The 21910-nt window shown below is 47.2% G+C and carries 16 protein-coding genes; 9 read left to right on the plus strand and 7 right to left on the minus strand.

All coding sequences use genetic code 11. The features are described 5' to 3' along the window. Positions 1 to 55: 55 nt before the first annotated feature. Positions 56 to 1042, minus strand: a complete 987-nt coding sequence (pspF, locus tag ACQY6I_RS06710) for a phage shock protein operon transcriptional activator (protein ID WP_428240699.1) — start codon at positions 1040 to 1042, stop codon at positions 56 to 58. A gap of 171 nt (positions 1043 to 1213) precedes the next feature. On the opposite strand from pspF, the gene ACQY6I_RS06715 reads away from it, so the two are divergent. The 5 genes from ACQY6I_RS06715 (at position 1214) to ACQY6I_RS06735 (ending at position 3658) form a co-directional block, all read left to right on the plus strand. Next, the gene (locus ACQY6I_RS06715) at positions 1214 to 1372 is read left to right on the plus strand and encodes a hypothetical protein (protein ID WP_169748918.1); all 159 of its coding nucleotides are present in this window, start codon (positions 1214 to 1216) and stop codon (positions 1370 to 1372) included. A 48-nt stretch (positions 1373 to 1420) separates the two neighbouring features. Continuing rightward, positions 1421 to 2107 carry a phage shock protein PspA gene (gene pspA / locus ACQY6I_RS06720; RefSeq protein WP_428240700.1) on the plus strand — a complete coding sequence of 229 codons (687 nt, stop codon included), beginning with the start codon at positions 1421 to 1423 and terminating at the stop codon, positions 2105 to 2107. 35 nt (positions 2108 to 2142) lie between these two features. Next, positions 2143 to 2391 carry an envelope stress response membrane protein PspB gene (pspB, locus tag ACQY6I_RS06725; RefSeq protein ID WP_428240701.1) on the plus strand — a complete coding sequence of 83 codons (249 nt, stop codon included), beginning with the start codon at positions 2143 to 2145 and terminating at the stop codon, positions 2389 to 2391. A 34-nt stretch (positions 2392 to 2425) separates the two neighbouring features. Further along, complete coding sequence (locus tag ACQY6I_RS06730) at positions 2426 to 2869, plus strand: PspC domain-containing protein (protein ID WP_428240702.1); 444 nt, start codon at positions 2426 to 2428, stop codon at positions 2867 to 2869. Positions 2870 to 2995: 126 nt separating this feature from the next. Continuing rightward, positions 2996 to 3658 (plus strand): hypothetical protein, encoded by a 663-nt coding sequence (locus ACQY6I_RS06735; protein ID WP_428240703.1) that lies wholly within the window; start codon positions 2996 to 2998, stop codon positions 3656 to 3658. 37 nt (positions 3659 to 3695) lie between these two features. Here the strand turns inward: ACQY6I_RS06735 and trxC are convergent, their stop codons facing one another. Beyond that, the gene (trxC, locus tag ACQY6I_RS06740) at positions 3696 to 4121 is read right to left on the minus strand and encodes a thioredoxin TrxC (RefSeq protein ID WP_428240704.1); all 426 of its coding nucleotides are present in this window, start codon (positions 4119 to 4121) and stop codon (positions 3696 to 3698) included. Positions 4122 to 4298: 177 nt separating this feature from the next. Between trxC and ACQY6I_RS06745 the strand changes: the two genes are divergently transcribed. Further along, positions 4299 to 6047 (plus strand): protein-disulfide reductase DsbD family protein, encoded by a 1749-nt coding sequence (locus ACQY6I_RS06745; protein WP_428240705.1) that lies wholly within the window; start codon positions 4299 to 4301, stop codon positions 6045 to 6047. A 35-nt stretch (positions 6048 to 6082) separates the two neighbouring features. Here ACQY6I_RS06745 and ACQY6I_RS06750 read toward each other — a convergent pair whose 3' ends face one another. Then, complete coding sequence (locus tag ACQY6I_RS06750; protein WP_428240706.1) at positions 6083 to 6544, minus strand: N-acetyltransferase family protein; 462 nt, start codon at positions 6542 to 6544, stop codon at positions 6083 to 6085. Beyond that, a complete protein-coding gene (locus tag ACQY6I_RS06755) occupies positions 6541 to 7101 on the minus strand; it encodes a phosphoribosyltransferase (protein WP_428240707.1) in 561 nt (186 codons plus the stop codon). The genes ACQY6I_RS06750 and ACQY6I_RS06755 overlap by 4 nt, the downstream gene beginning before the upstream one ends. Before the next feature lie 70 nt (positions 7102 to 7171). On the opposite strand from ACQY6I_RS06755, the gene ACQY6I_RS06760 reads away from it, so the two are divergent. Beyond that, positions 7172 to 7744, plus strand: coding sequence for a phosphoribosyltransferase (locus ACQY6I_RS06760; protein ID WP_428240708.1), 573 nt, complete (start codon positions 7172 to 7174; stop codon positions 7742 to 7744). On the opposite strand, the gene ACQY6I_RS06765 is transcribed toward ACQY6I_RS06760, so the two are convergent. Both ACQY6I_RS06765 and ACQY6I_RS06770 read right to left on the minus strand, forming a co-directional pair. Further along, positions 7692 to 10451, minus strand: a complete 2760-nt coding sequence (locus ACQY6I_RS06765) for an EAL domain-containing protein (protein ID WP_428240709.1) — start codon at positions 10449 to 10451, stop codon at positions 7692 to 7694. The two genes, ACQY6I_RS06760 and ACQY6I_RS06765, sit on opposite strands and share 53 nt — an antisense overlap. A 7-nt stretch (positions 10452 to 10458) precedes the next feature. Next, positions 10459 to 10953, minus strand: coding sequence for a prepilin-type N-terminal cleavage/methylation domain-containing protein (locus tag ACQY6I_RS06770; protein ID WP_428240710.1), 495 nt, complete (start codon positions 10951 to 10953; stop codon positions 10459 to 10461). 150 nt (positions 10954 to 11103) lie between these two features. Between ACQY6I_RS06770 and aguB the strand changes: the two genes are divergently transcribed. Beyond that, positions 11104 to 11976 carry an N-carbamoylputrescine amidase gene (aguB, locus tag ACQY6I_RS06775; RefSeq protein ID WP_428240711.1) on the plus strand — a complete coding sequence of 291 codons (873 nt, stop codon included), beginning with the start codon at positions 11104 to 11106 and terminating at the stop codon, positions 11974 to 11976. A gap of 174 nt (positions 11977 to 12150) precedes the next feature. Beyond that, positions 12151 to 12810 carry a YitT family protein gene (locus tag ACQY6I_RS06780; protein WP_428240712.1) on the plus strand — a complete coding sequence of 220 codons (660 nt, stop codon included), beginning with the start codon at positions 12151 to 12153 and terminating at the stop codon, positions 12808 to 12810. An 818-nt stretch (positions 12811 to 13628) separates the two neighbouring features. On the opposite strand, the gene ACQY6I_RS06785 is transcribed toward ACQY6I_RS06780, so the two are convergent. Then, positions 13629 to 21854 carry a calcium-binding protein gene (locus ACQY6I_RS06785; RefSeq protein ID WP_428240713.1) on the minus strand — a complete coding sequence of 2742 codons (8226 nt, stop codon included), beginning with the start codon at positions 21852 to 21854 and terminating at the stop codon, positions 13629 to 13631. Between the last annotated feature and the right edge of the window lie 56 nt (positions 21855 to 21910).

A 21910-nucleotide genomic window follows, 5' to 3' on the forward strand; every position in this document is an offset into this window, starting at 1 on the left:
TATTTGATTCAAATATAAAAACCACGATTCAAACATAAAAACCACAACTGTTCCGTCATTGATTCAGTTTGAATTTGCGAATGAGCCCGCGCATTTGGTCATAACTGAGCTGTAGTTCTTCAGCTGCTTTGGCTTGATGATATTGGTGACGTTTGAGTGCATTCATCAACAATTGTTTCTGGAAGTTTTCAACTTGCTGTTTAAATGGTTGATGGGTTTCTTCCATGTCCACTGGCACCATCGGCACCGATATAACGGGTTTGCTTTGATCGCTTTGGAAAGGGTCAATAATCACGGTGTCGATTTTTTCTTCTGTTTGACCGGTACGGAATACCGAGCGTTCTACGACATTACGAAATTCGCGAATATTGCCAGGCCAATGGTATTGAAGCAGACTGTTCATTGCTTCCTGGGTAAAGCCCGGAAAGTAATCCCAGCCTAGTTCTGAGGAGAGTCTCAAGGCAAAATATTCTGCCAATTCCGGTATGTCCTCTAGTCGCTGCCGTAATGGCGGGACATGGATGACATCGAATGCCAGGCGGTCCAGAAGATCATCTCTAAACTCTCCCTGTGCTGCCATATCACGAAGGTTGGCATTCGTTGCAGCGATGATTCTGACATCAACTCGAAGGGTTTTCTGACTGCCGAGCCGCTCAAATTCACCATATTCAATCAACCTGAGCAGTTTTTCCTGTAATTTTGCCGACATGGTGCCCAATTCATCCAGAAATAAAGTCCCTCCGTCGGCACGTTCAAACCGGCCATGATGTATACGGGTGGCACCGGTGAAGGCTCCAGGCTCATGACCAAATAACTCGCTTTCCATCAACTCGTCACTAATTGCGGCGCAATTCAGAGTGATAAAAGGTTGTTCCCAGCGTTCGGATAAAAAATGCAGCCGTTCCGCAATCAGCTCCTTACCACTACCCCGCTCTCCCATAATCAGAATGGGTCGGTTGACGGCCGCCAATCTGGAAGTTTGATCAAGGGTGGCAGCCAATATCGATGAGCTGCCGATAACTCTCTGGATATCTCTTTCCATGGTCAATAACACCAAATATGTGTGGTTATTTTTGCCATTTATAGGTTTTTTAAACCATAAAAACAAACCCAATATTGGTCAAAAAATAAAAAACTCTTATAAATCAAATAGTTATAAAAATGGCATGGTTTCTGATATAGCACAGATATAACTAACAAAGGAGCCGCAGCCATGAGGATCAACTGGCCGATCTTTCTCATTATGTTTGTCGTGACGTTGCTATTGAGCCTGGTTATCGGGTGGTTAATCGCGTTGACAACAAGCTTATGGATTTTGGGTTTGATCGTACTACTGACCCATCTGGCGATGAAGTTCCGCACCGACCAATGAGACATCAAGTTACTTTTTCTAATGGCCGAATAATTTAAGGAGACTGCCATGGGCATCTTTTCAAGAATGACAGATATTATTAACAGCAACATCAGTGCTCTGTTGGATAAAGCCGAAGATCCACAGAAAATGATCCGTATGATCATTCAGGAAATGGAGGAAACCCTGGTTGAAGTGCGTTCCAGTTCAGCACGGGTGATTGCTGATCGTAAAACTGCCGGTCGTCGCCTGGAGCGTTTGAGTGAGGAAGCCCGTGAATGGGAATCCAAGGCAGAAATGGCGATTAACAAGGGTCGTGAGGATCTTGCCCGTGCAGCACTTGCTGAGAAGCGTGAAGTTGAGCAGGAAGTAAATCTGGTTGAGTCTGAACTGAAAGAACTGGATGGACATCTCAATCATCTCAGTGAGGAAATATCTCAGTTACAGAGTAAGCTGAATGATGCCAAAGCCAAACAAAAGGCTGTAATGATGCGAAAAGCCAGCGTTGAACACCGGATGAAAGTTAAGCGTCAGACTCACCGGGCAGCTTTGGATGATGCTTTTTCCAAGTTTGAACATTTTGAACGTCGCATGGATAACCTTGAAGGACAGGTGGAAGCCATGGATCTGGGCATGGATGTGAAGTCCGATTTGAAATCTGAAATTGATGCATTGGCCAACGATGATGCTGTGAATGACGAATTGGAACGTTTGAAAGCAAAGCTGAAGACCAAAGTGTCAGAGAAGGATCAGTAAGCTTTGTTAATCAATGATGGTAAAGGAAATTGCTTATGAGTATGCCAGTGTTTTTCTTCGTTCCTACCATTCTGTTTATGACTTTGGTGGCACCGATCTGGATCGTTATGCACTACCGGAGCAAGAACAGGGCAGTGAAGGGACTCAATGAAGATGAGAGGCAGAGTTTGGAAGATCTGTTACAGATTGCTGACCGCCTGACAGACCGCATTGATGCTCTTGAACGAATATTAGATGTTGACGCCCCGGATTGGCGTCAACATAAAAATCAGACGAACAAATAGCCTGAATATCATCAGGTTGAGCAAGGAGTGAATTATGAAACATCATCGTAAATATAGTTTGGCTCAGCGCAAAATAGACGGTTGGGACAAGAATCTTTATCGTAATACCAAAGAACGTCTGCTGGGAGGCGTGTGTGCCGGACTTGCAGACAACTTCGAAGTTGATAACTGGGTTGTCAGGCTCGTATTTATCGCCGGATTTATTTTCCTGGGTGGCTTCACGGTTATTGCCTACATTGCTTTGTGGGTTTTCCTTGGTAAGCGTTCATCCGGTCATCGTGTCGAGTACGAATATGATGAACGCTGCCGTCGTTATCGCCCCAAAAAAGTATTTAAGAATAGTGATAGCGCCAACGTGCGGTTGCAACGGGTGTCCGACCGGTTGAAACGGGCTGTGCGTCGGGTAGAGGACATGGAAAGCTATGTAACTTCCCGTAAGTTCGAACTGGATAAAGAGTTTGCCAAGATCAGGGATTAGTCTGGCGATCCATGTAATTGGGCTGGATTTGGGATGGTGAAAACCGCCAAAAATGACAGCCCTGTCACCAAAAGGATAACCGCCGCAGACGCCGGTGATTGACCTGAATATTTATGGATAATGATTATGAACCATACAATTAAACAGATGTTGGCCCATCTGGCCGTATTGCTTTGTTTGATACTCCCACCCTATTTGTTTTCTTCAGGTTGGCAGGCGGAACGGGCATATTTCGAATTTGTGGGTCAGCCGGCCTGGTTACAGCTCACTCTGTATTTGTGTCTGACCGTGTTTTTGTTTTCGGCCAGCCGAAATCAGTTTGTTATCTGGTGCTCGCAGATACTGGAAACCACTGCCATTGCCATGATGTTATACATGGCCTGGATACATCCGAGTACCCTGTTGGCCATGTGTTACGCGACATTCGCGTTGGTTTGGATGATCGCCCTGTTGACGGATCTACTGCTCAGTCAGAATCATAGCCGGGCGATTATGATGATGTTTTCTCTGACCTGGATTATGTCTATTACCTTTGCCGGCGTTGGTTTGCTGATGCGTCTTCCATTCCCCCTTGACTGGTGGCTTGTGGTTGCCAAAGCCGGCACGGCTATTGGGCTACTGGTGACATATTTGGCCGTGCGATTGGTAATGATGATCTTGTGTACAATTGAGTTCGGTCAAACCATATCTGTTAGCCCGGTAACACATCATCAAAGCTGCGAGCGCGGGTGGTCCAACTGGCTGACCCGGCCGGCAATGTGTGTACTTCAGCTTCGAAAAGATCGTTAGGTGATTGGTTTCACTCTGCTTGTGTGTAAGGCCGCAGCTACCCTTGGAATGTTTGGGTTAACCATTGCTTGAGCTGGTTTTCCGGAAGTGCACCATTCAATCGGTTGATCTCGTGGCCATTCTGAAATGCAATAATTGTTGGAATACTGCGGATATTAAATCGTTGGCTCATGAGAGGATTGGCGTCGGTGTCGACTTTGGCAAACAGTCGTTCGGTTTGCTCAGAGGCCAGTTTACCAAAAATGGGGGCCATCATTTTACAGGGGCCGCACCACTCTGCCCAGAAATCCACAATCACAGGCAGGCTGTTTTTCGCTAAATATGATTCCAGATTCTGATCGTTGAGAGTAACTGGATGACCAGTGTGAAGAGTCTGATGGCACTTGCCACATTTACCAGAGGCATATGATTTATCAATGGGAATGCGGTTGAGGGTAAAGCAATGAGGACATATGAGATTCATGCCGCCTCCTAAGTGTGCGCCAGTTAAAAGTTAGCTTTAAAACTTTATTTATTGTAACCAGATAATGTGAAACCTCACCACCTTTTACGATTTATCGGCTGACGGCAGGTATGATTTAAGCTTTAATTTAAGCCACTTGGTTATTATTGATTACTTTAAACGGTGGATTGAATTTTCATGCGCTCGCTGGCTTCTATTATTTGTCTTTTCTCTGCCCTGCTATTCATGCCCAAAGCCTGGGCGGAAGGAGATTCTTTTCTGGATGTGGATGATGCATTTCAAATGCTGACTTATCTGGATCAGGATGCTCTGGTGATTGACTGGCAGATCGCTCCTCATTATTACCTTTACAAAGATCGTTTCCTGCTGAAACAGAGCAGTAGCAAGGCAGGTGACATTGTGTACGCCGACAATTGGGAAGAAAAGTACGATCCCAATTTCGATGAAACCATGGTGGTTTATCACAATGCCATGTCTGTTCGTATTCCACTGTCCGCTCTGCAATTTCCATATTCGGCCAGTATTTCCTATCAGGGCTGTGCGGATGATGGCCTCTGTTATCCTCCACAGAAAAAGACCATTACCATTAACAGCGCTGCTGATGAGGCAGTTATCAGCGATACTCTTAAAGTCGCCGCCAATACTGCAACTACGAGCAGCAGTGATGTTCTGATGCTGGATACAGGATCTGCGGGTACGGTTGCGGCAGCGGATACCAGTACGGATTTGTCGGGTGTGAGCTTTATCAGTGCATTGTTTGCGGCACTGATCGGAGGTTTGATTCTGAACCTCATGCCTTGTGTATTTCCGGTTCTGTCTCTAAAGGCTATTCAAATTGCCCAGTTCGGGGCCGACATTGGTGAAGTCCGTCGACACAGTTGGGTTTATACCGTGGGTGTCGTTGTCAGTTTTATCGGTGTAGCCGCAGTGCTGATGATCATCCGTCAGTTCGGCACCTGGGTTGGTTGGGGATTCCAGTTGCAGTCACCGGCATTTATTGTGTTTTTGATTCTGTTGTTCATGTTGCTGGGTCTGTCGTTGCTGGGAGTGTTTGAGATTGGTCAGAGCTTCATGGGCGCTGGTCAGTCTTTGACGCAGAAACAAGGGCTTTCCGGATCCTTTTTCACCGGAGTACTGGCTACTGTGGTGGCCACGCCGTGTACCGCTCCATTTATGGGGACGGCCATTGCCTTTGCTTTGGCACAGCCGGTTTATTTTTCCTTATCGGTGTTTGCAGTGATGGGGCTGGGGCTGGCGTTACCGATCCTGTTGCTGTCCTATGTGCCTGGTTTAGCCAATAAAATGCCTAAGCCCGGTGCCTGGATGGATGTATTCAAGCAGGTCATGGCGTTTCCTTTGTTTGCCACAGCAGTTTGGTTGTTGTGGGTACTCACTGAACTAAGAGGTTCTGACGCCCAGTTTAAAGTACTGATGGGAATAGTACTGGTCGCGTTTGCCACCTGGCCGATGCTAAACGCCGTCTATAAAGAAGGGAATGGCAAAAAATGGTTTAAAAAGACGCTGCGCTGGAGCTCTGCTGTAGCCGGATTGTTTTTAATGTTTAACCTGTCCAGCCCTCCAACTCAGTGGCAAAGCTATTCTGCCAGTCTGCTGCAACAGCACCTGGCCGATGGTAAACCGGTGTTTGTAGATGTTACGGCAGCCTGGTGTATCACCTGTAAGGTCAACGAGCGGGTTGCACTGTCGGGCGATAATTTTGAAGAGATGGTGCGCGACAATGATGTACAGTTGTTAAGAGCCGACTGGACCAATCCCAGTCCGGAAATCGATCAGCTGATCGCCGAATATGAGCGTAACGGTGTACCGTTGTATTTGATGTTCAAAGCCGGAGAACAGCGTGCTGCAGTCTTACCACAGATACTGACTGCAGACATGGTGCGCGATTACTTTACCAACCAGGGGTAGTTGCACATCGACCGCATCAGTTCTGCTGATGCGGTTTATTCTCTTTCCGGGCCATAGCGCAGAATATGCTGTGGTCCGGCTGGCCCGCCAAGATAAAGCTCTCCATCATCCCTGAAACCAGCCCGCATATAGGTCTTATAGGCTCCAATATTCCGGCAGTTAACGGTTAATATCATTGTCTGCTCCGGATTAAGCTCGACCATCTTTTGCATTGCCTGGCTGCCCAGTCCCCTGCCCTGATAACGGTGATCTATGACCACCGCCCGAACTCCAACTTCAGGTACGTGAGCGAATTCATAACGATTGGGGTAGTCATCGTCCAACACAAAAAAACCGATGACAACTTGCTCCATTAGGATAACGAAGGGTCGTTGGTCCGGTGTGAGCGTCGGCAGCAGGTCGGCCATATTGCCGACAAAATCCCGCTGTTCTGCGGTGGTTTCGAGTGCCGCTACTGCCGCCTGATGGGCTGCCTGCATTGGAACGATCCGAATCATAAATGGGACTCCATAATTTGGTAAAGCTCGGGTCGGTGCTGCCGGATTTCCTCCTTGCTGAGACCCTCAAGGGAGTGAGGATATTTGAGCCAGGCTTCTGTTTCGTGCAGATAATAATCAGGCACCCGTCCGGTTTCATTGCGGCTGGGCTTGTAGTACGGCACGGCCACCCGAATATCTTTCGGAGTGTTCAGACGAGCCCGCCGTTGCAGTTCATCGATAATGGCTTCGATGGAACGGCCGGTATCGAAAACATCATCAACGATCAGCAGACGATCATCGTGTTCGACGTTTTTAACCAGATAATTGAGCCCGAAAACCTGTACTTCACGGGCCTGTTGATCAATGCCACTGTAAGAGGCCGTGCGAATGGCAATGTGATCACTCTGAATACCCCGATATTCAAGATATTCCTGTAAAGCAATGCCAATAGGAACACCACCGCGCCATACGGCGATGATGAATGAAGGGTTAAATCCACTTTTGACTACTTTGGCGCCCAGCCGGATAGAGTCTTCCAGCAACCCCTGCGCGGTTAAATAAACTTTTTCTGCCATAATTCCGACGGTTCAACGAAATGAAAATGTACTCTATCATTAATGGTCTATTTTTCGGAACAACAACTCCATGAAGCGATTTATCGACGAACAGGCTCTGATCGAGGACTCCTTTCGGTTGGGTGTACAAATATTTGAAAGTGGTTTTCGGCCCAGTTTCATTACCGGCATCTGGCGTGGTGGTAGTGCTGTTGGTATTTACGTACAGGAATGTTTGCAGACTCTGGGGGTGAAGACTGACCATATTTCCCTGCGGACTTCCTATGACCCCAACAGTGCCACTCCAAGAGTCCGGGTGCATGGCACGCAATATCTGCTGGAAAGTCTGAATGCTGATGATGGTCTGTTGATCGTTGATGATGTTTTTAATACGGGTCGCTCTGTGGCGGCGGTTATCGATCGGTTGCAACAGCATCTGAAGCGGAATATGCCCCAGGATGTCCGGGTAGCAACTTTGTGGGAACATCCATCGCGTAATCAGACTCAACTGACTCCCTATTACAGCCTGCATAAATCAGAAGACTGGCTGGTATTTCCTTATGAACTGGTAGGATTGGCAGCTGAAGAGATCGATGAACAGAAAGGGTTTGTCAGAGAGATTGAGCGGGAGATTTTTTCAGATACAGAGCTTCCACCTCGCTAACCGGCAAGGCTTTGCTGAATAAATACCCCTGTAACTGTTCTACCCGGCAGAATTTTAGAAAATCTGCCTGCTGCTGGGTCTCAACCCCTTCGGCGACGATCTCATAACCCAGGCTGTGACCGAGGTTGATCACTGTTCCAAGCAGGGAAGCGGGCTTTTCCTCACTGGCAACTTTGGTGACGAAACTTCGGTCGATCTTCAGTATGTCTGCGGGAATATCGATCAGGTAGGACAGTGATGAGTAGCCGGTGCCAAAGTCATCAATGGCAATTCTGATGCCCAGTTTACGAATATCCGCTAGGGTTTTCAGCACCTGACTGACATTGTGCATCATGACGCCTTCTGTGATTTCCAGCTGCAGGTTTTTGGTTGAAACTGATGGATTCTGACGCAGAATATCCGCCAGTACATTGATGAATTCTTTCGACAGAAGCTGTAAAGGAGAAACATTGACAGCTAGAGAACCTGGTTGATAACCCTGTGCGATCCAATGCTGCCATTGCGTTAGTGCCCGTTCCAGAATCAGATTCCCGAGATCAGTGATCAGTCCGATTTCCTCAGCCAGCGTGACGATCTCAAAAGGAGAAACGGGTCCGTAAATGGGATCATTCCAACGCAGCAGGGCTTCAAAACCAGATACCGCATAATTGGATGACAGCACTTTGGGTTGGTAGTGCAAGGTGATGTTTTTTTCATCGATTGCACTTCTCAAGTTGCGCTCCAGAACGGTCCTTTTGATATGGTATTCACTCATTTCGGGTGTATACAAGGTAAAGCAATTTCCGCCTTTCTTCTTTGACGCATACATTGCGGTATCGGCACATCGCAAAGCTTCCGGAAAATCACTCGCATGTTGCGGCACCAGCGTAACGCCAATACTGGCGCCAACGTGAAAAGCGTGCGTATCAATATGAAATGGAGTGGTAATCGCATTGACTATGCTGTTGCATAAATCCTTGACCCGTTGCTCGATATCCTGTTCCGTTGATCCGGCGATGAGCACAGCAAACTCATCCCCACTGAGCCTGGCCACCGTCTCCCGCTTGTTCAGCAAGCCGGTAATCCGGTTGGCAACCTTACTCAGCAGTGAGTCGCCAAGTAGATGGCCGTAAGTGTCATTGATGTTTTTGAAACGGTCCAGATCAATGAATAGAAATGCGCCAAACGTATCCGGTGTGTTTAACAGCGTGCTAAAGAGATGCTCCAGAGTGACCCGGTTGGGGATATCAGTCAGAGCGTCGTATTTGGCCTGGTGCCTAAAAACGGCTTCCCGTTCCAGCGCGTAAAGGGCGACAGCGGTTCGTTGTGAGAAGTTCAACACCTGAGCTGTAATGGTAGTTTCCAGTGGTTGTGCCGTCGTCAGTGTTGCAAAAATAAATGCCAGTGGGCGATCCTGCCGGGTCACTGGTATCGCGCAAATGGTTTTTGAGGTTGGTTGCCACAGTGAAATCAATGGCTCCAGGTCATGGCTTATTTCCGAATAGTAACTCAGCTGGTTATGTGGCAGTTGGTCCAGCGCCGATGTTAATTCCAGCTCTTCTGTTGCAGTGAGAATCGGATGGGTTGAGCCTTTTTGGTAATAAAGTCTGTTCAGCTCACTGTTTTGTCTGGTCAGGTTGACCATCATAAGCTCATGAAACGGTGCAATCTGGTAAAGACTGTTAAAAATGGCGGCGATAATATGATCGCCGGAAACGGATTCCAGAATACTGCGGTCTATATTGGCGAAGGCGGTGTATTCCCGGGTAGAACGATACAGATTGTCTGACATGCTGTTAAAGGCATCGGCCAACTGGGAAAACTCGTCATTGCCCGGGACCTCGATCTGATGACCGAAGTCTCGTTGTTTAATTCTTTGAGTTCCCTGAATAAGCTGGGTGATGACATCAAGGTTCTTGCGAATCAGGATCGAACCCAGCAGGATTACCATTAAGATCGCCAGTGCGATCACTGAAAAAGAAATGTTGCGAAACTGATTGATCACAGTGAGTCTTTCAGAGACTGGTTTCTCGGCAATGACAATCCAGTTGTTGACCTTAAACTCATGCCCCATAAACAATGTCCAGTAGTATGACATCGTAGTACTGTCGTTCTCATGCCAGAAAAAGATATCATGTTTTTGGCGAATGGCCTGTTGTAGCTTCTCCTGCCATGGTTTCATCTTGGTATGTTGAGGACAGTGTATCGGCAGGTAATTATGAGTGAGAATACAGGGTTGGCTGTTCAGAACCGTTGCTGTCTCATTCCACAGATAAGCTGGATTCACCTTGGCGACCATTCCGGACGGCATAATCAAATAGATATCGCTGTGATCAGTATCGTGGCCCAGCAGTAATTGTTTATCGGAAACCTGTAGTACCTGATCCAGTAAACGATCATCTACGTGTCCCCAGAATAACTGGCGTTTCTTCGGCTGTACCTCTGCCAGTGCGGAAAAATACAGTTTTAAGTAACTCTGCTGAAACTCCAGATGTTCAGTGGGTTGGAGTTGCGCGAGTAATTGCCGTGAAAACGATAATTTCTCGTATATCAACAGAGCGTTTTCTTTGGCGACGTTTTTTAACTGGTCATGATCATGCTGTTCAATCATCAGTGTGAACTGGCTGTAAGTGATCAGAATAATCACAACCAGAGGGGCGAAAGCCGCCAATATTAAAAACAAAAAAGTTTTTTTAGCCAGTTTGCTGCTGAAAAATGTGATGTTCATGCAATTACTAATACGAAGATGCCAAGCCTATAAATTTGCCGTCATTGGCGCGAATAATGTCATCCTGGCTTTTTTTGGCGGTCAAAGGCCCAACACTTTCGCCGTCTTTCCCCATGCTGTAAAGGTCATAGTCTGAGTTGATCGGAACCAGATTATGATCCTTACGGTTATGTCCGTTGCCACGTTTGTTGGCAATATTGAGGTACTGATAGGGATGGCCCCATGGATCAAGATAGTCATCCGCATTTACATCTGCCAAAGAGTCTGGAAACTCTCCGCCACTGTCCATGGCGTAGGCGGTAATTAAGGTTGATATGATTTTAATGTCGCTGATGGCTTTGTTTCTGTCCACTCTGTCAAAGTAAGCGTTATACGACTGTTGTGCAATGGAGGCGAGTATGCCAATAAGAGCAATGGAAACGATAATTTCCAGTAAGGTATAACCTCTATACTCGGTATTGAGAGATGGGAATGCTGGGCGAGTGTGATTGGGTTTCGACATTATTACTTTAATGATTCCACTGGGGATAAGGCCATTCGATAGTATGGTATCCAGTGTAGTGGGGATTTGGTGATTTTGTCGAATTTAAGTTGTAATTACCCTTCTGCCTACCATAATGCCCGTTTCACCAGATCTGTTGAGAATAGTGATATGCGTAAAGTGACTGTTGCTGCCACCCAGATGAGTTGCACCTGGGATGTTCAAGAGAATATCCGTAATGCTGAGAAACTGGTGCGCGAAGCGGCTGCCAAAGGTGCACAGATTATACTGTTGCAAGAGCTGTTTGAGCGTGTGTATTTTTGCCAGCAGCAACATGAAGAGTATTTCTCGTTCGCCCGGACGGCCGCCGAAAACGACGCTATTCGTCATTTCCAGAATATTGCCAAAGAGCTGTCTGTCGTATTACCCATTTCATTTTATGAGCAAGCTGGACAATGCCTGTTTAACTCAGTCGTTGTAATCGATACTGATGGCAGTGTGTCCGATGTCTATCGTAAATCCCATATTCCCGATGGCCCCGGATATTCCGAGAAATTTTATTTCTCTCCGGGAGACAGTGGCTTCAAAGTGTTTAATACCCGATACGGTACGATCGGTATCGGCATTTGCTGGGATCAGTGGTTCCCGGAAACCGCAAGAGCACTTGCTTTGATGGGCGCAGAAATCATTTTTTACCCCACAGCGATTGGTAGTGAACCGCATGATTCAAGCATTAACAGTAAAGATCACTGGCAACGTACTCAGCAGGGTCATTCGGCCGCCAATGTGACGCCGATTGTCGTGAGCAACCGAATAGGCCGGGAGCAGGTGGGAGATTCAGAGATCACCTTTTATGGGGGATCATTCATCACCGATGAGTTTGGAGCCAAAGTCTGTGAGGCGGATGAAGTCACAGAGTCCGTGCTGGTACATACCCTGGATTTGGATGCTTGTGCCGAGAGTCGTCGAGGTTGGGGGGTTTTTCGGGACCGGCGTCCGGAACTGTATCGGCCATTGCTGAGCAAAGACGGCAAGCACTGGTAAATAAAGGTGCTGACAGATCTGATACTGTCGGTCCTCATCATATTGAGTGAGTACATCTCAGCAAAATATCTCTGGTGTATTACTCATCCGCTTCTTTACAATCATCACTGTCCAAAAGACAAATGATAAATATCCCCGGCGGCCAAAAGCCCAAGTGGATTAGAGGAGCGGAACATGCGAATATTTCATCGTTGGCTTTCCATTGTGGAAGGCTGTTTTCTGGTTGCCCTGGGCATTCATCTACTCAGTGTCGGAGGGTTGCTGATCAGCGGGACAGCCGGCCTGAGTCTGATTCTGATCCAAATTACCCCCTTTTCCTTCGGTCTACTGTTTTTTACCATCAACCTTCCCTTCTATATATTTTCTTACCTGCAAATGGGATTGGGTTTTACCCTTAGAACCTTTATCAGCGTGTCATTGCTGACGCTACTAAGCGAACTGATGCGGCGATTTGTTCATATTGAGATCGATCAGGTTGCCATCGTGGCAATTTTGGGAGGGCTGCTGATTGGTTTTGGGTTGATTCTGTTGTTTCGCCACCAGTCGTCACTGGGAGGATTCAACGTCATGGTGCTGTATATTGAAAAATGCTTTGGCGTTCATGCCGGTAAGACCACATTGGCGTTGGATATTCTGGTAATGATACTGGCGTTGGTTTTAATTGATGTGGATAAAGTAGCTTGGTCATTACTGGCATTTTTCACTATGGCATCAGTAGTGGGTCGTTATCACCGCCCTCCTACCTGGGCTAAGCCGTATCCAGCGCAAATCAGTGACCAACTGGAGCAGGCAGAAGTTATGGTGACAAAAGCAAAGAGCCATCAGACCGGCTGACCTTCTCGTTTTTTTAAGGTCCGAACGTCAGCAAGCTGCCGGCATTGCTGGTAGTGGTCATCATCAGTAAGAGCCAGATAATCGATAGGCTGACAAAACTGATATTGAGCCATGTTTTTCGAGTGGACTTAGACATTGCGCTTATTCATCCGATTTTCAGTTATTTTTCAGTATTGTGATCAATTTATCATTTTGATCAGTTCTGATTGCCGTTATTAAAATGTTAGTAACTCTGGCTATTAGCGCCAACAGGAAAAAAGTATGACTGACAGGATAATAACTATTTTTTGTGTGTCAGTTCTCAATTCAATCGGGTCTGATTGGCATTTAATAAATATTATCTTGATAACTATATGATGAATGTAAAGTCATAAATAAGAATGGGTATTGGGTTGCTACGTATATCTGGTTTAAAAAAGCTTTCTTTGATACTTCAATAGCCGGAGTGAGAAAAAATTTCTGACTTGATCTATCGCAATATTGATTATTACAAAAATGTTACAGATAAATTTTATGACTTTCAGCTGATCCGCTGAAAATGGATCTGATGTATTACTACTCCTTCATTCATATAGTGCTGGGAAAGAAATAGTGAATACGGCCTTTTTCAGAGGCCTCTTAAATCTCAGTATTAGTGCGATTTTGTTTTTAGAAAAATTTATCAACGAAATAACAGAACATTTTTCAATAGGTTCTCTTTTGCCTTGTTTTGTTAGAGAAAATAATTATTTGGGAATTCTGTTACCATCTGGAAAAAGCTGTTTGAATTTTAGGTTCACAAATTGAGGCTGCCAGGGCAGCCTCTCAATGAAAGAAAACTATTGCGAACTGACCGCCAGCAGTGGCTTCAGTGCCTCTTGTTCATCCTGTTGCATCACGTTACCTGCGCCTTCGGCAACATTGAAAGTGGCCATGGCGTTAATGAGCTGATCCAACTGGCGGGTTGCCAGGGTGCTGGTGTCCATTTCCTCCGCAGTTGTTTCTTGTGCGCTGGCCAGCGTTGTGGGCCCCAGTCGATCAAGTGTCGCTGCATTCCAGTTGGTACCATCGTCGAAACGGATGTTATCAAGGCGATAACGGCGAGTGCTCCATTTGCCACTGGTATACTTGAAATGATTCTGGATTGTAATGGTCTCACCTGTAGTTGTAATCATGGCAATCAGATTGTTCCCGGAGCGACTGAGACTGATGTCATCGGGCGAGATACCTTCCATAAATTGCAGAGTATCGGAATACTGGCTACTGCTGGCGATATAGTCGTAAGTGTAAATGGTGGTATCGCCATCGCCCTGTCCGAAGAGGTAGGTATCATTTCCGTTGCCGCCATTGAGATGATCCCCATTACCGCTGCCCCCACGTAAGATGTCATTGCCATCACCACCATAGAGTACATCCTTGCCAGAGCCTCCATAGAGAACATCATTGCCCTTATCGCCGTACAGAGTGTCACGGCCGCTGTCACCATAGATAGTGTCATTGCCAGCATTGCCGTGGAGCGTGTCATTACCATTGTTACCGTTGACTGTGTCGTTACCATTGCCGGCGTTGATGATATCGTTGCCATCGAGACCGGCAATAGTGTCGTGGGTGTTGAAACCGTTAATCGTATCTGCGAGATCGGTACCTTGTAATGACAACACCTGAACCTTGTTAAGGTCCCAACTGGTACCATCGGCAAACACAATGTTCTGCAACGTATAGCTACCGTAGGCAAAGTAATTACTGACGGTTATTATTTCACCGGTGCTGCCGACAGTCAGAGTAAGATTATTGCCGTTTCTGTTAACGGTAACGTCATCGGCAGTGACGCCATCAAGGAATTGCAAGGTGTCATTGTTGTTACTGGAAGTGTCGTAGTTGTTGATGGTGGTATTTCCATCACCGATATCAAACTGATAAATATCGTCGCCACCATCTCCCTGAAGATAATCATCGTGTCCGGACCCGCCACGTAAAGTATCACTACCTCCTCCTCCATAGAGTTTGTCCTGGCCTCCATCACCGAACAGGGTGTCGTTACCGTTACCCCCATAAAGGGTATCCTGGTCACCTCCTCCATGAAGAGTATCATTACCATCTTGACCATAAATAGTGTCGTTGCCGGCATCGCCGCTCAGGGAGTCATTACCGCTTCCCCCTTGAATATTGTCATTTCCACCCAGACCAACGATGATATCGTCGGAATCAAATCCCAGCAGAGTATCTGCGTCTTCGGTAGCCTGTTCTAGTGACATCTGCTGAATAGTTTCGACACTCCAGCGGGTCCCATCAGCAAACTCAATTGCACTCAGAACGTAGTAGTTATTGGTCGCAAAATAATTGGAAATCGTAATGATTTCTCCAGTACCTGAGATCGTGAGATACAAATTGTTGCCGTCGCGTTTGACACTGACATCTTCCGGGTTTATCCCTTCCAGGAATTCCAGTACGTCATTGTGGCCAACACCAGTATCATAGTTGTTAATGGTCGTGTTGCCGTCCCCTGTCATGAACTGATAGGTATCATCGCCGGAGCCGCCATCCAGGTAATCATTATGTCCGGTACCGCCACGGATAACGTCATTGCCAGCACCACCATAAAGTTTGTCCTGACCACTACCTCCGTTCAGAATATCGTTTCCGTTGCCGCCAGTCAGAATATCTTGATCGTTACCGCCATTAACAATATCGTTACCGTCACCACCATCGATGGTATCGTTACCGTCATCGCCAGACAGGGTGTCGTTACCGGCCCCGCCGTTGATGACATCATTGCCTCCCAGACCTGAGATCACATCGTCAGTATCGAAGCCAAGAATATGATCAGCTGCTTCCGTGGTCTGCATGGACATTCTTTGAATAGCCCCAACATCCCAGCCGCTACCATCGGCAAATTCTATGCTCAAGACATGGCGGTTATTGGTGACGAAATAATTATTGACCGTAATCACTTCCCCAGTGCTGACAATGGTTAACTGTAAATCATTGCCTTCGCGGTTGACGGTTACATCACTGGCGTCGATTCCAGTCTCGAACTTGAGCACATCGTTGTGACCGACAGCGGTATCGTAGTTATTAATAGTGGTGTTACCGTCACCAAGGCCGAAAATATAGGTGTCATCTCCCAGACCACCTTCAAGATAGTCGCCGTGGCCGGTTCCGCCATCGAGCACATCGTTGCCTGCATCGCCGTAGAGTTTATCCTGACCATCGCCGCCGCTCAGAATGTCATTGCCGTCACCGCCACTTAGCCAATCCTGGTCATTGCCACCATCCAGAGTATCATTACCCTGTTCGCCATAAAGCGTATCGTTGCCATCATTACCAGAAATCGTATCGTTGCCACCGCGTCCGTAGATAGTATCGTTACCGCCGAGACCGGATATTACATCATCAGTATCGAATCCGATGATCGTGTCGGCGTGCTCGGTACCTTTCATGGACAATGATTTAATAATGGCTGCATCCCATGAATTACCATCAGCAAATTCGATACTCAGAGTATATCGATCGTTGTTATCAAAAAAATTCGATATGGTAATCACTTCGCCACTGCTGGCGATCGTCAAATACAGATGGTTATCAATACGAGTAACAGTAATGTCTTCCTGATGAATACCTTCGAGGAATTGCAGTACATCATTGTGACCATTGGTGGTATCGTAGTTGTTAATCGTAGTGTCACCGTCGCCCAGTGCAAACTGGTAGATATCGTCGCCCAGACCACCTTCGAGATAATCGTCGTGACCGGTACCGCCGTGTAGAATATCGTTACCTGCTCCACCGTAGAGCTGGTCCTGGCCATCACCTCCGTGAAGGGTGTCGTTACCGGCCTCGCCATAAATGACATCCTGGTCTGCACCACCTTCGAGCTGGTCATTGCCATCCTGACCGTGGAGCGTATCGTTGCCATCGCCACCGGTAATGGTATCGTTGCCTGCCCCAGCCTGGACGTTGTCGTCACCACCCAGGCCATTGATGGTATCATCCATGTCAAAACCGAGAATAGTATCAGCCCCTTCGGTACCCGCCAGGGACATTTGTTTTATGGTATCGACATCCCAGACCGTTCCGTCAGCGAACTCAATACTGCTTAATACGTAGTAGTTATTCGTTTGGAAATAATTGCTGACCGTAATAACTGCACCGGTACTGGCAATGGTTAGATACAGATGATCACCTTCACGTCTGATGGTTACATCCGTTGGGTTTATACCTTCCAGGAATGTCAGAATATCTGTGTGACCAACGGCAGTATCATAGTTGTTGATGGTGGTGTCTCCATCATTGATACCATATAGATAGGTATCGTTACCCTGTCCACCTTCCAGGTAGTCATCATGACCTTCCCCACCTCTTAAAATATCGTTGCCATCATCACCATAAAGTCTATCCTGACCACTGCCACCGCTGATGATGTCGTTACCTGTACCGCCATGCAGTTCGTCCTGATCACTTCCGCCATCAATGGTGTCGTTACCGTTTTCACCGTAGATGGTGTCATTACCTTGTCCACCGGAGAGCGTGTCGTTTCCACCGCCACCATAAATAACATCATTGCCACCGAGACCATCGATACTGTCGTCGGTCTCAAAACCAGTCAGGTTATCGCTGCCACTGGTTCCCTGGAGTGAGAGCAGCTTGATATGGTCCAAATTCCACACTGTACCATCAGCAAATGTGATACTGGTTAGTACATAGGCATTGTTGGTGTTGAAATAGTTGTTGATGGTGATAACTTCACCAGTACTGATAACGGTCAGATAAAGATTATCGTCTTCGCGTAGAACCACTATGTCATCCGGACCGATACCCTCAAGGAATTGCAAAGTATCTGTATGGCCGGTAGTGGTATCGTAGTTGTTGATCGTGGTGTGGCCATCACCCAAACCATATTGGTATGTATCATTACCCAATCCACCTACCAGCACGTCTCCATTACCGCCCTCGCCGCGCAAAATGTCATTGCCGTCACCGCCGTAGAGCTCATCCTGGCCTTCACCACCGATAAGGGTATCATTGCCAGCCTCACCGTAGAGAATATCCTGACCATCGCCACCATTGAGGGTATCTGCACCGTCTCCCCCATAGATGATGTCGTCTCCATCGTTACCTTCAATGGTATCGTCTCCAGCATTACCATAAATGGTATCGTCGCCTCCCAGGCCGGAAATGCTGTCATCCGTCTCAAAGCCCAGAATCGTATCATTATCTTCGGTACCTTCCATCGACATTAAGCGGACATCATTGATACTCCATTCAGTGCCATCTGAAAATTCAATATGATGTATGACATAAGCATTACTGGTGTCAAAATAGTTGTTGACGGTAATCACTGCTCCGGTGCTGATGATCGTGAGATAAAGATTATTACCGTCACGATGTACATCAACGTCATTCGGGCTTATGCCATCCAGGAACTGGATAATATCGGTATGATTGATATTGGTATCGTAGTTATTGATGATGACATCGCCATCACCGATCGTAAACTGGTAGGTATCGTTACCCAGACCACCTTCCAGAATATCGCCGTCACCGGCACCACCACGCAAGACATCGTTGCCTGCGCCGCCGTAAAGATGATCAAGTCCTTCACCGCCATCGAGGAAATCATTACCGTCATCACCGTAAAGAAAATCATCGCCGCTGTTGCCATAGAGAGAATCATCTCCGGCACCACCGTGAATCGTATCGTTTCCACCCAGGCCAGAGATCTCATCATTGGAATCGAAACCCACCAGATTATCGTCACCATTGGTGCCCCGCATGGACAGGATTTGAATCTGTTCGATATCCCAGACGGTACCGTCGGCGAATTCAATACTGTTAATCACGTAATTATTATCGGTATTGAAATGATTGTTAATGGTGATAACAGCCCCGGTGCTGATGATCGTCAGATAGAGGTTATCGCCTTCTCGATATACCGTAACGTCGTCGGGGTTGACACCTTCCATGAACTGAATGATATCGACGTGGTTAATGGTCGTGTCATAGTTATTAATGATGACATCGCCATCGTTGATGGAAATCTGGTAAGTATCATTACCCAGGCCGCCCTCAAGGTATGAACCACCATTGAGAGTATCGTCACCAGCACCACCATACAACCTGTCGTTACCTGCACCACCGATCAGAATGTCGTTGCCGGCATCGCCGTAGAGAATATCATCACCGTCATTACCGGAAATGGTATCATTACCGTCATAACCATGAATGGTATCGTTTCCGCCTTGTCCGGAAATAGCATCGTCGGTTTCAAAACCCTGAAGATTGTCATCACCATCCGTTCCCTGCATGGAAAGAATGCGAATGGTATCGATGTCCCAAACGGTGCCATCAGTAAATTCAATGCTGTTGATAACGTAAGCATTGTTGGTATTGAAGTAGTTATTGATAGTGATAACAGCGCCAGTACTGACGATGGTCAGATACAGGTTGTCACCTTCCCGGTAAACAGTTACGTTGTCGGGAGAAATGCCATCCAGGAACTGAATGATATCGACATGTTCAACGTCAGTATCGTAGTTGTTGATGATGACATTACCGTCATCCAGCGAGATGCGGTAGGTATCATTACCAAGGCCGCCTTCGAGATATTCCCCACCGATCAGAATATCGTTGCCGATACCACCATATAAACTATCGTGACCGGCACCGCCATCGAGAATGTCATTGCCTTCATCACCATATAGGACATCGTTACCATTGTTACCATAAATGGTATCGTTTCCGCCGCCACCATGGATCACGTCATCGCTTTCGAAGCCGAGTAGAATATCGTCGTCAGGTGTGGCCTGCATCGACATTAGCTGAATCGTTGTGATATCCCACACGGTCCCATTGTCAAACACAATACTATTGATAACGTAAGTATTGTTGGTATCAAAATAATTATTGATAGTAATCACTGAACCGGTACTGACAATGGTCAGATAGAGGTTATTACCCTCACGGTGTACCTCAACATCATCAGGTGATACACCGGACAGAAACTGCAAAGTATCCGAGTGGTCTTCACCCGCATCCTCGTTATTGATGGTAATATTGCCGTCACCGATATCGTATTGGTAGGTGTCGTTGCCCAGGCCACCGGTCAGGATGTCGCCATCACCCGCACCACCGCGCAGGATATCGTCTCCGGTTCCACCATCCAGAATATCCTGGCCGGCACCACCGATCAGAACATCGTTACCGGCGCCGCCGGTGAGCGTATCGTCACCGCCGTTACCGTAGAGGGTGTCGTTGCCATCAAGGCCATCCAGGATATCATTGCCATCATAACCGATAAGAATGTCGTCGCCGCTGGTGCCCAGAATGACGAGTTGTTTGACTGTTGAAATGTCCCAGGTCGTTCCATCGGCAAAGATGATTTCGTCAAGCACGTATTCCTGGCTGGCGTCAAAGTAGCTGGTTACAGTAATGACTTCCCCAGTACTGATAATGGTCAGAACTAGATTGTCACCATCACGACGGGCAAGCACGTTATCGGCTTCAACACCTTCCAGAAACTGCAGAATGTCGTGATGACCAATTGTGTTGTCCTGGTTATCTATGGTGGTGTTGCCGTCGCCGATGGCAAACTGGTAAACATCGTTACCCTGGCCGCCCACCAGGATATCACCGTCACCGGCTCCACCGCGCAGAATATCGTTACCTTCATCACCACTGAGGTAATCCTGTCCATCACCACCCTGCAGTACGTCATCGTTCCTACCACCGTAAAGGGTATCGTCTCCTTCACCGCCTTCCAGAGTATCGCGACCGCTATTACCGTATAAGGTGTCGTCGCCTTCATTACCGTACAGATGGTCATGGCCAAAACCACCAAAAATGATATCGTCACCCGCCTGACCGGAAATACTGTCACTGTGAAAAGAACCGATCAGTATGTCGTCGCCGTCGGTACCCAACATGGACATTTGTTGAATGGTATCGAAATCCCAGACGGTATTGTCTGCAAATTCGACATTGAGTACATAGGCAGCACTGTCATCGAAATAATGGCTGATGGTAATGACTTCACCATTTTTCAATATCAGCAGCAAATGATCGTCCTCACGTTTGACGGTGACATCCTCGGGATTGATCCCTGCGAGCATTTGCAATACGTCAGTATGGTCAGTGGTTGTGTCATAATTGTTGATAGTGGTGTTGCCGTCACCAAGGCCAAATTGATAAGTATCGTTACCCTGACCGCCTTCCAGATAGTCGCCATCACCGCCACCACCACGCAGTGTGTCATAGCCGTCGCCACCATACAGTTCATCCTGACCCGCTCCACCGGTCAAGTTATCGTCACCGCTGTCGCCATGCAGAATATCGTTACCATCACCACCATCCAGGGTGTCATTACCATAGCCGCCAAAAACCGTGTCGTTACCATCGTTGCCAGACAACTGGTCGTGACCGTTATTACCGTAAATGATGTCGTTGCCGGACTGACCGGAAATCACATTGCCGGAATTATCACCGTACAGAGTGTCGTCAGCCTCGCTGCCCTGCATGGACATCGACAAGATGGCATCACGATCCCATTCCGTGCCATTCGCAAAACGAAATGCACTGATCAGGTATTCATCGCTGCTATCAAAATAGTGGCTGATGGTAATAACCTCTCCGGTGCTGATCATGGTTAGCAGCAGATTGTCTTCATCGCGCCTGACGGCAACATCATCAACATTGACTCCTTCCAGAAACTGCAGCACATCGTAGTGATCTATATCGGTGTCATAGTTATTGATCGTGGTACTGCCATCCCCCAGGTTGAACTGGTAAGTATCGTTGCCCTGGCCGCCTTCGAGGATGTCCCCGTCACCAGTACCGCCGTTCAGAATATCGTTGCCAGTGCCACCTTTCAGGGTATCCTGGCCGGCTCCGCCATTGAGGATGTCGTCACCGCTGCCACCATCCAAGAGGTCATCACCCTCCCCACCGTCAATAAAGTCGTTTCCATATTTTCCATTCAGGCTATCGTCACCATCGGTACCGCTAAGCTGATCGGCACCATTGGTACCATCTATCGTGCTGAGGATTTGTTGATCGAGTGAATTGTCTCGCATGTTTGTCTCTCCTTACTATATGAGGTACGTCTACCTGCCGAATGCCGTATTTTTGT

This window comes from Gynuella sp. (assembly GCF_050297175.1).
Taxonomy (GTDB): Bacteria; Pseudomonadota; Gammaproteobacteria; order Pseudomonadales; family Natronospirillaceae; genus Gynuella.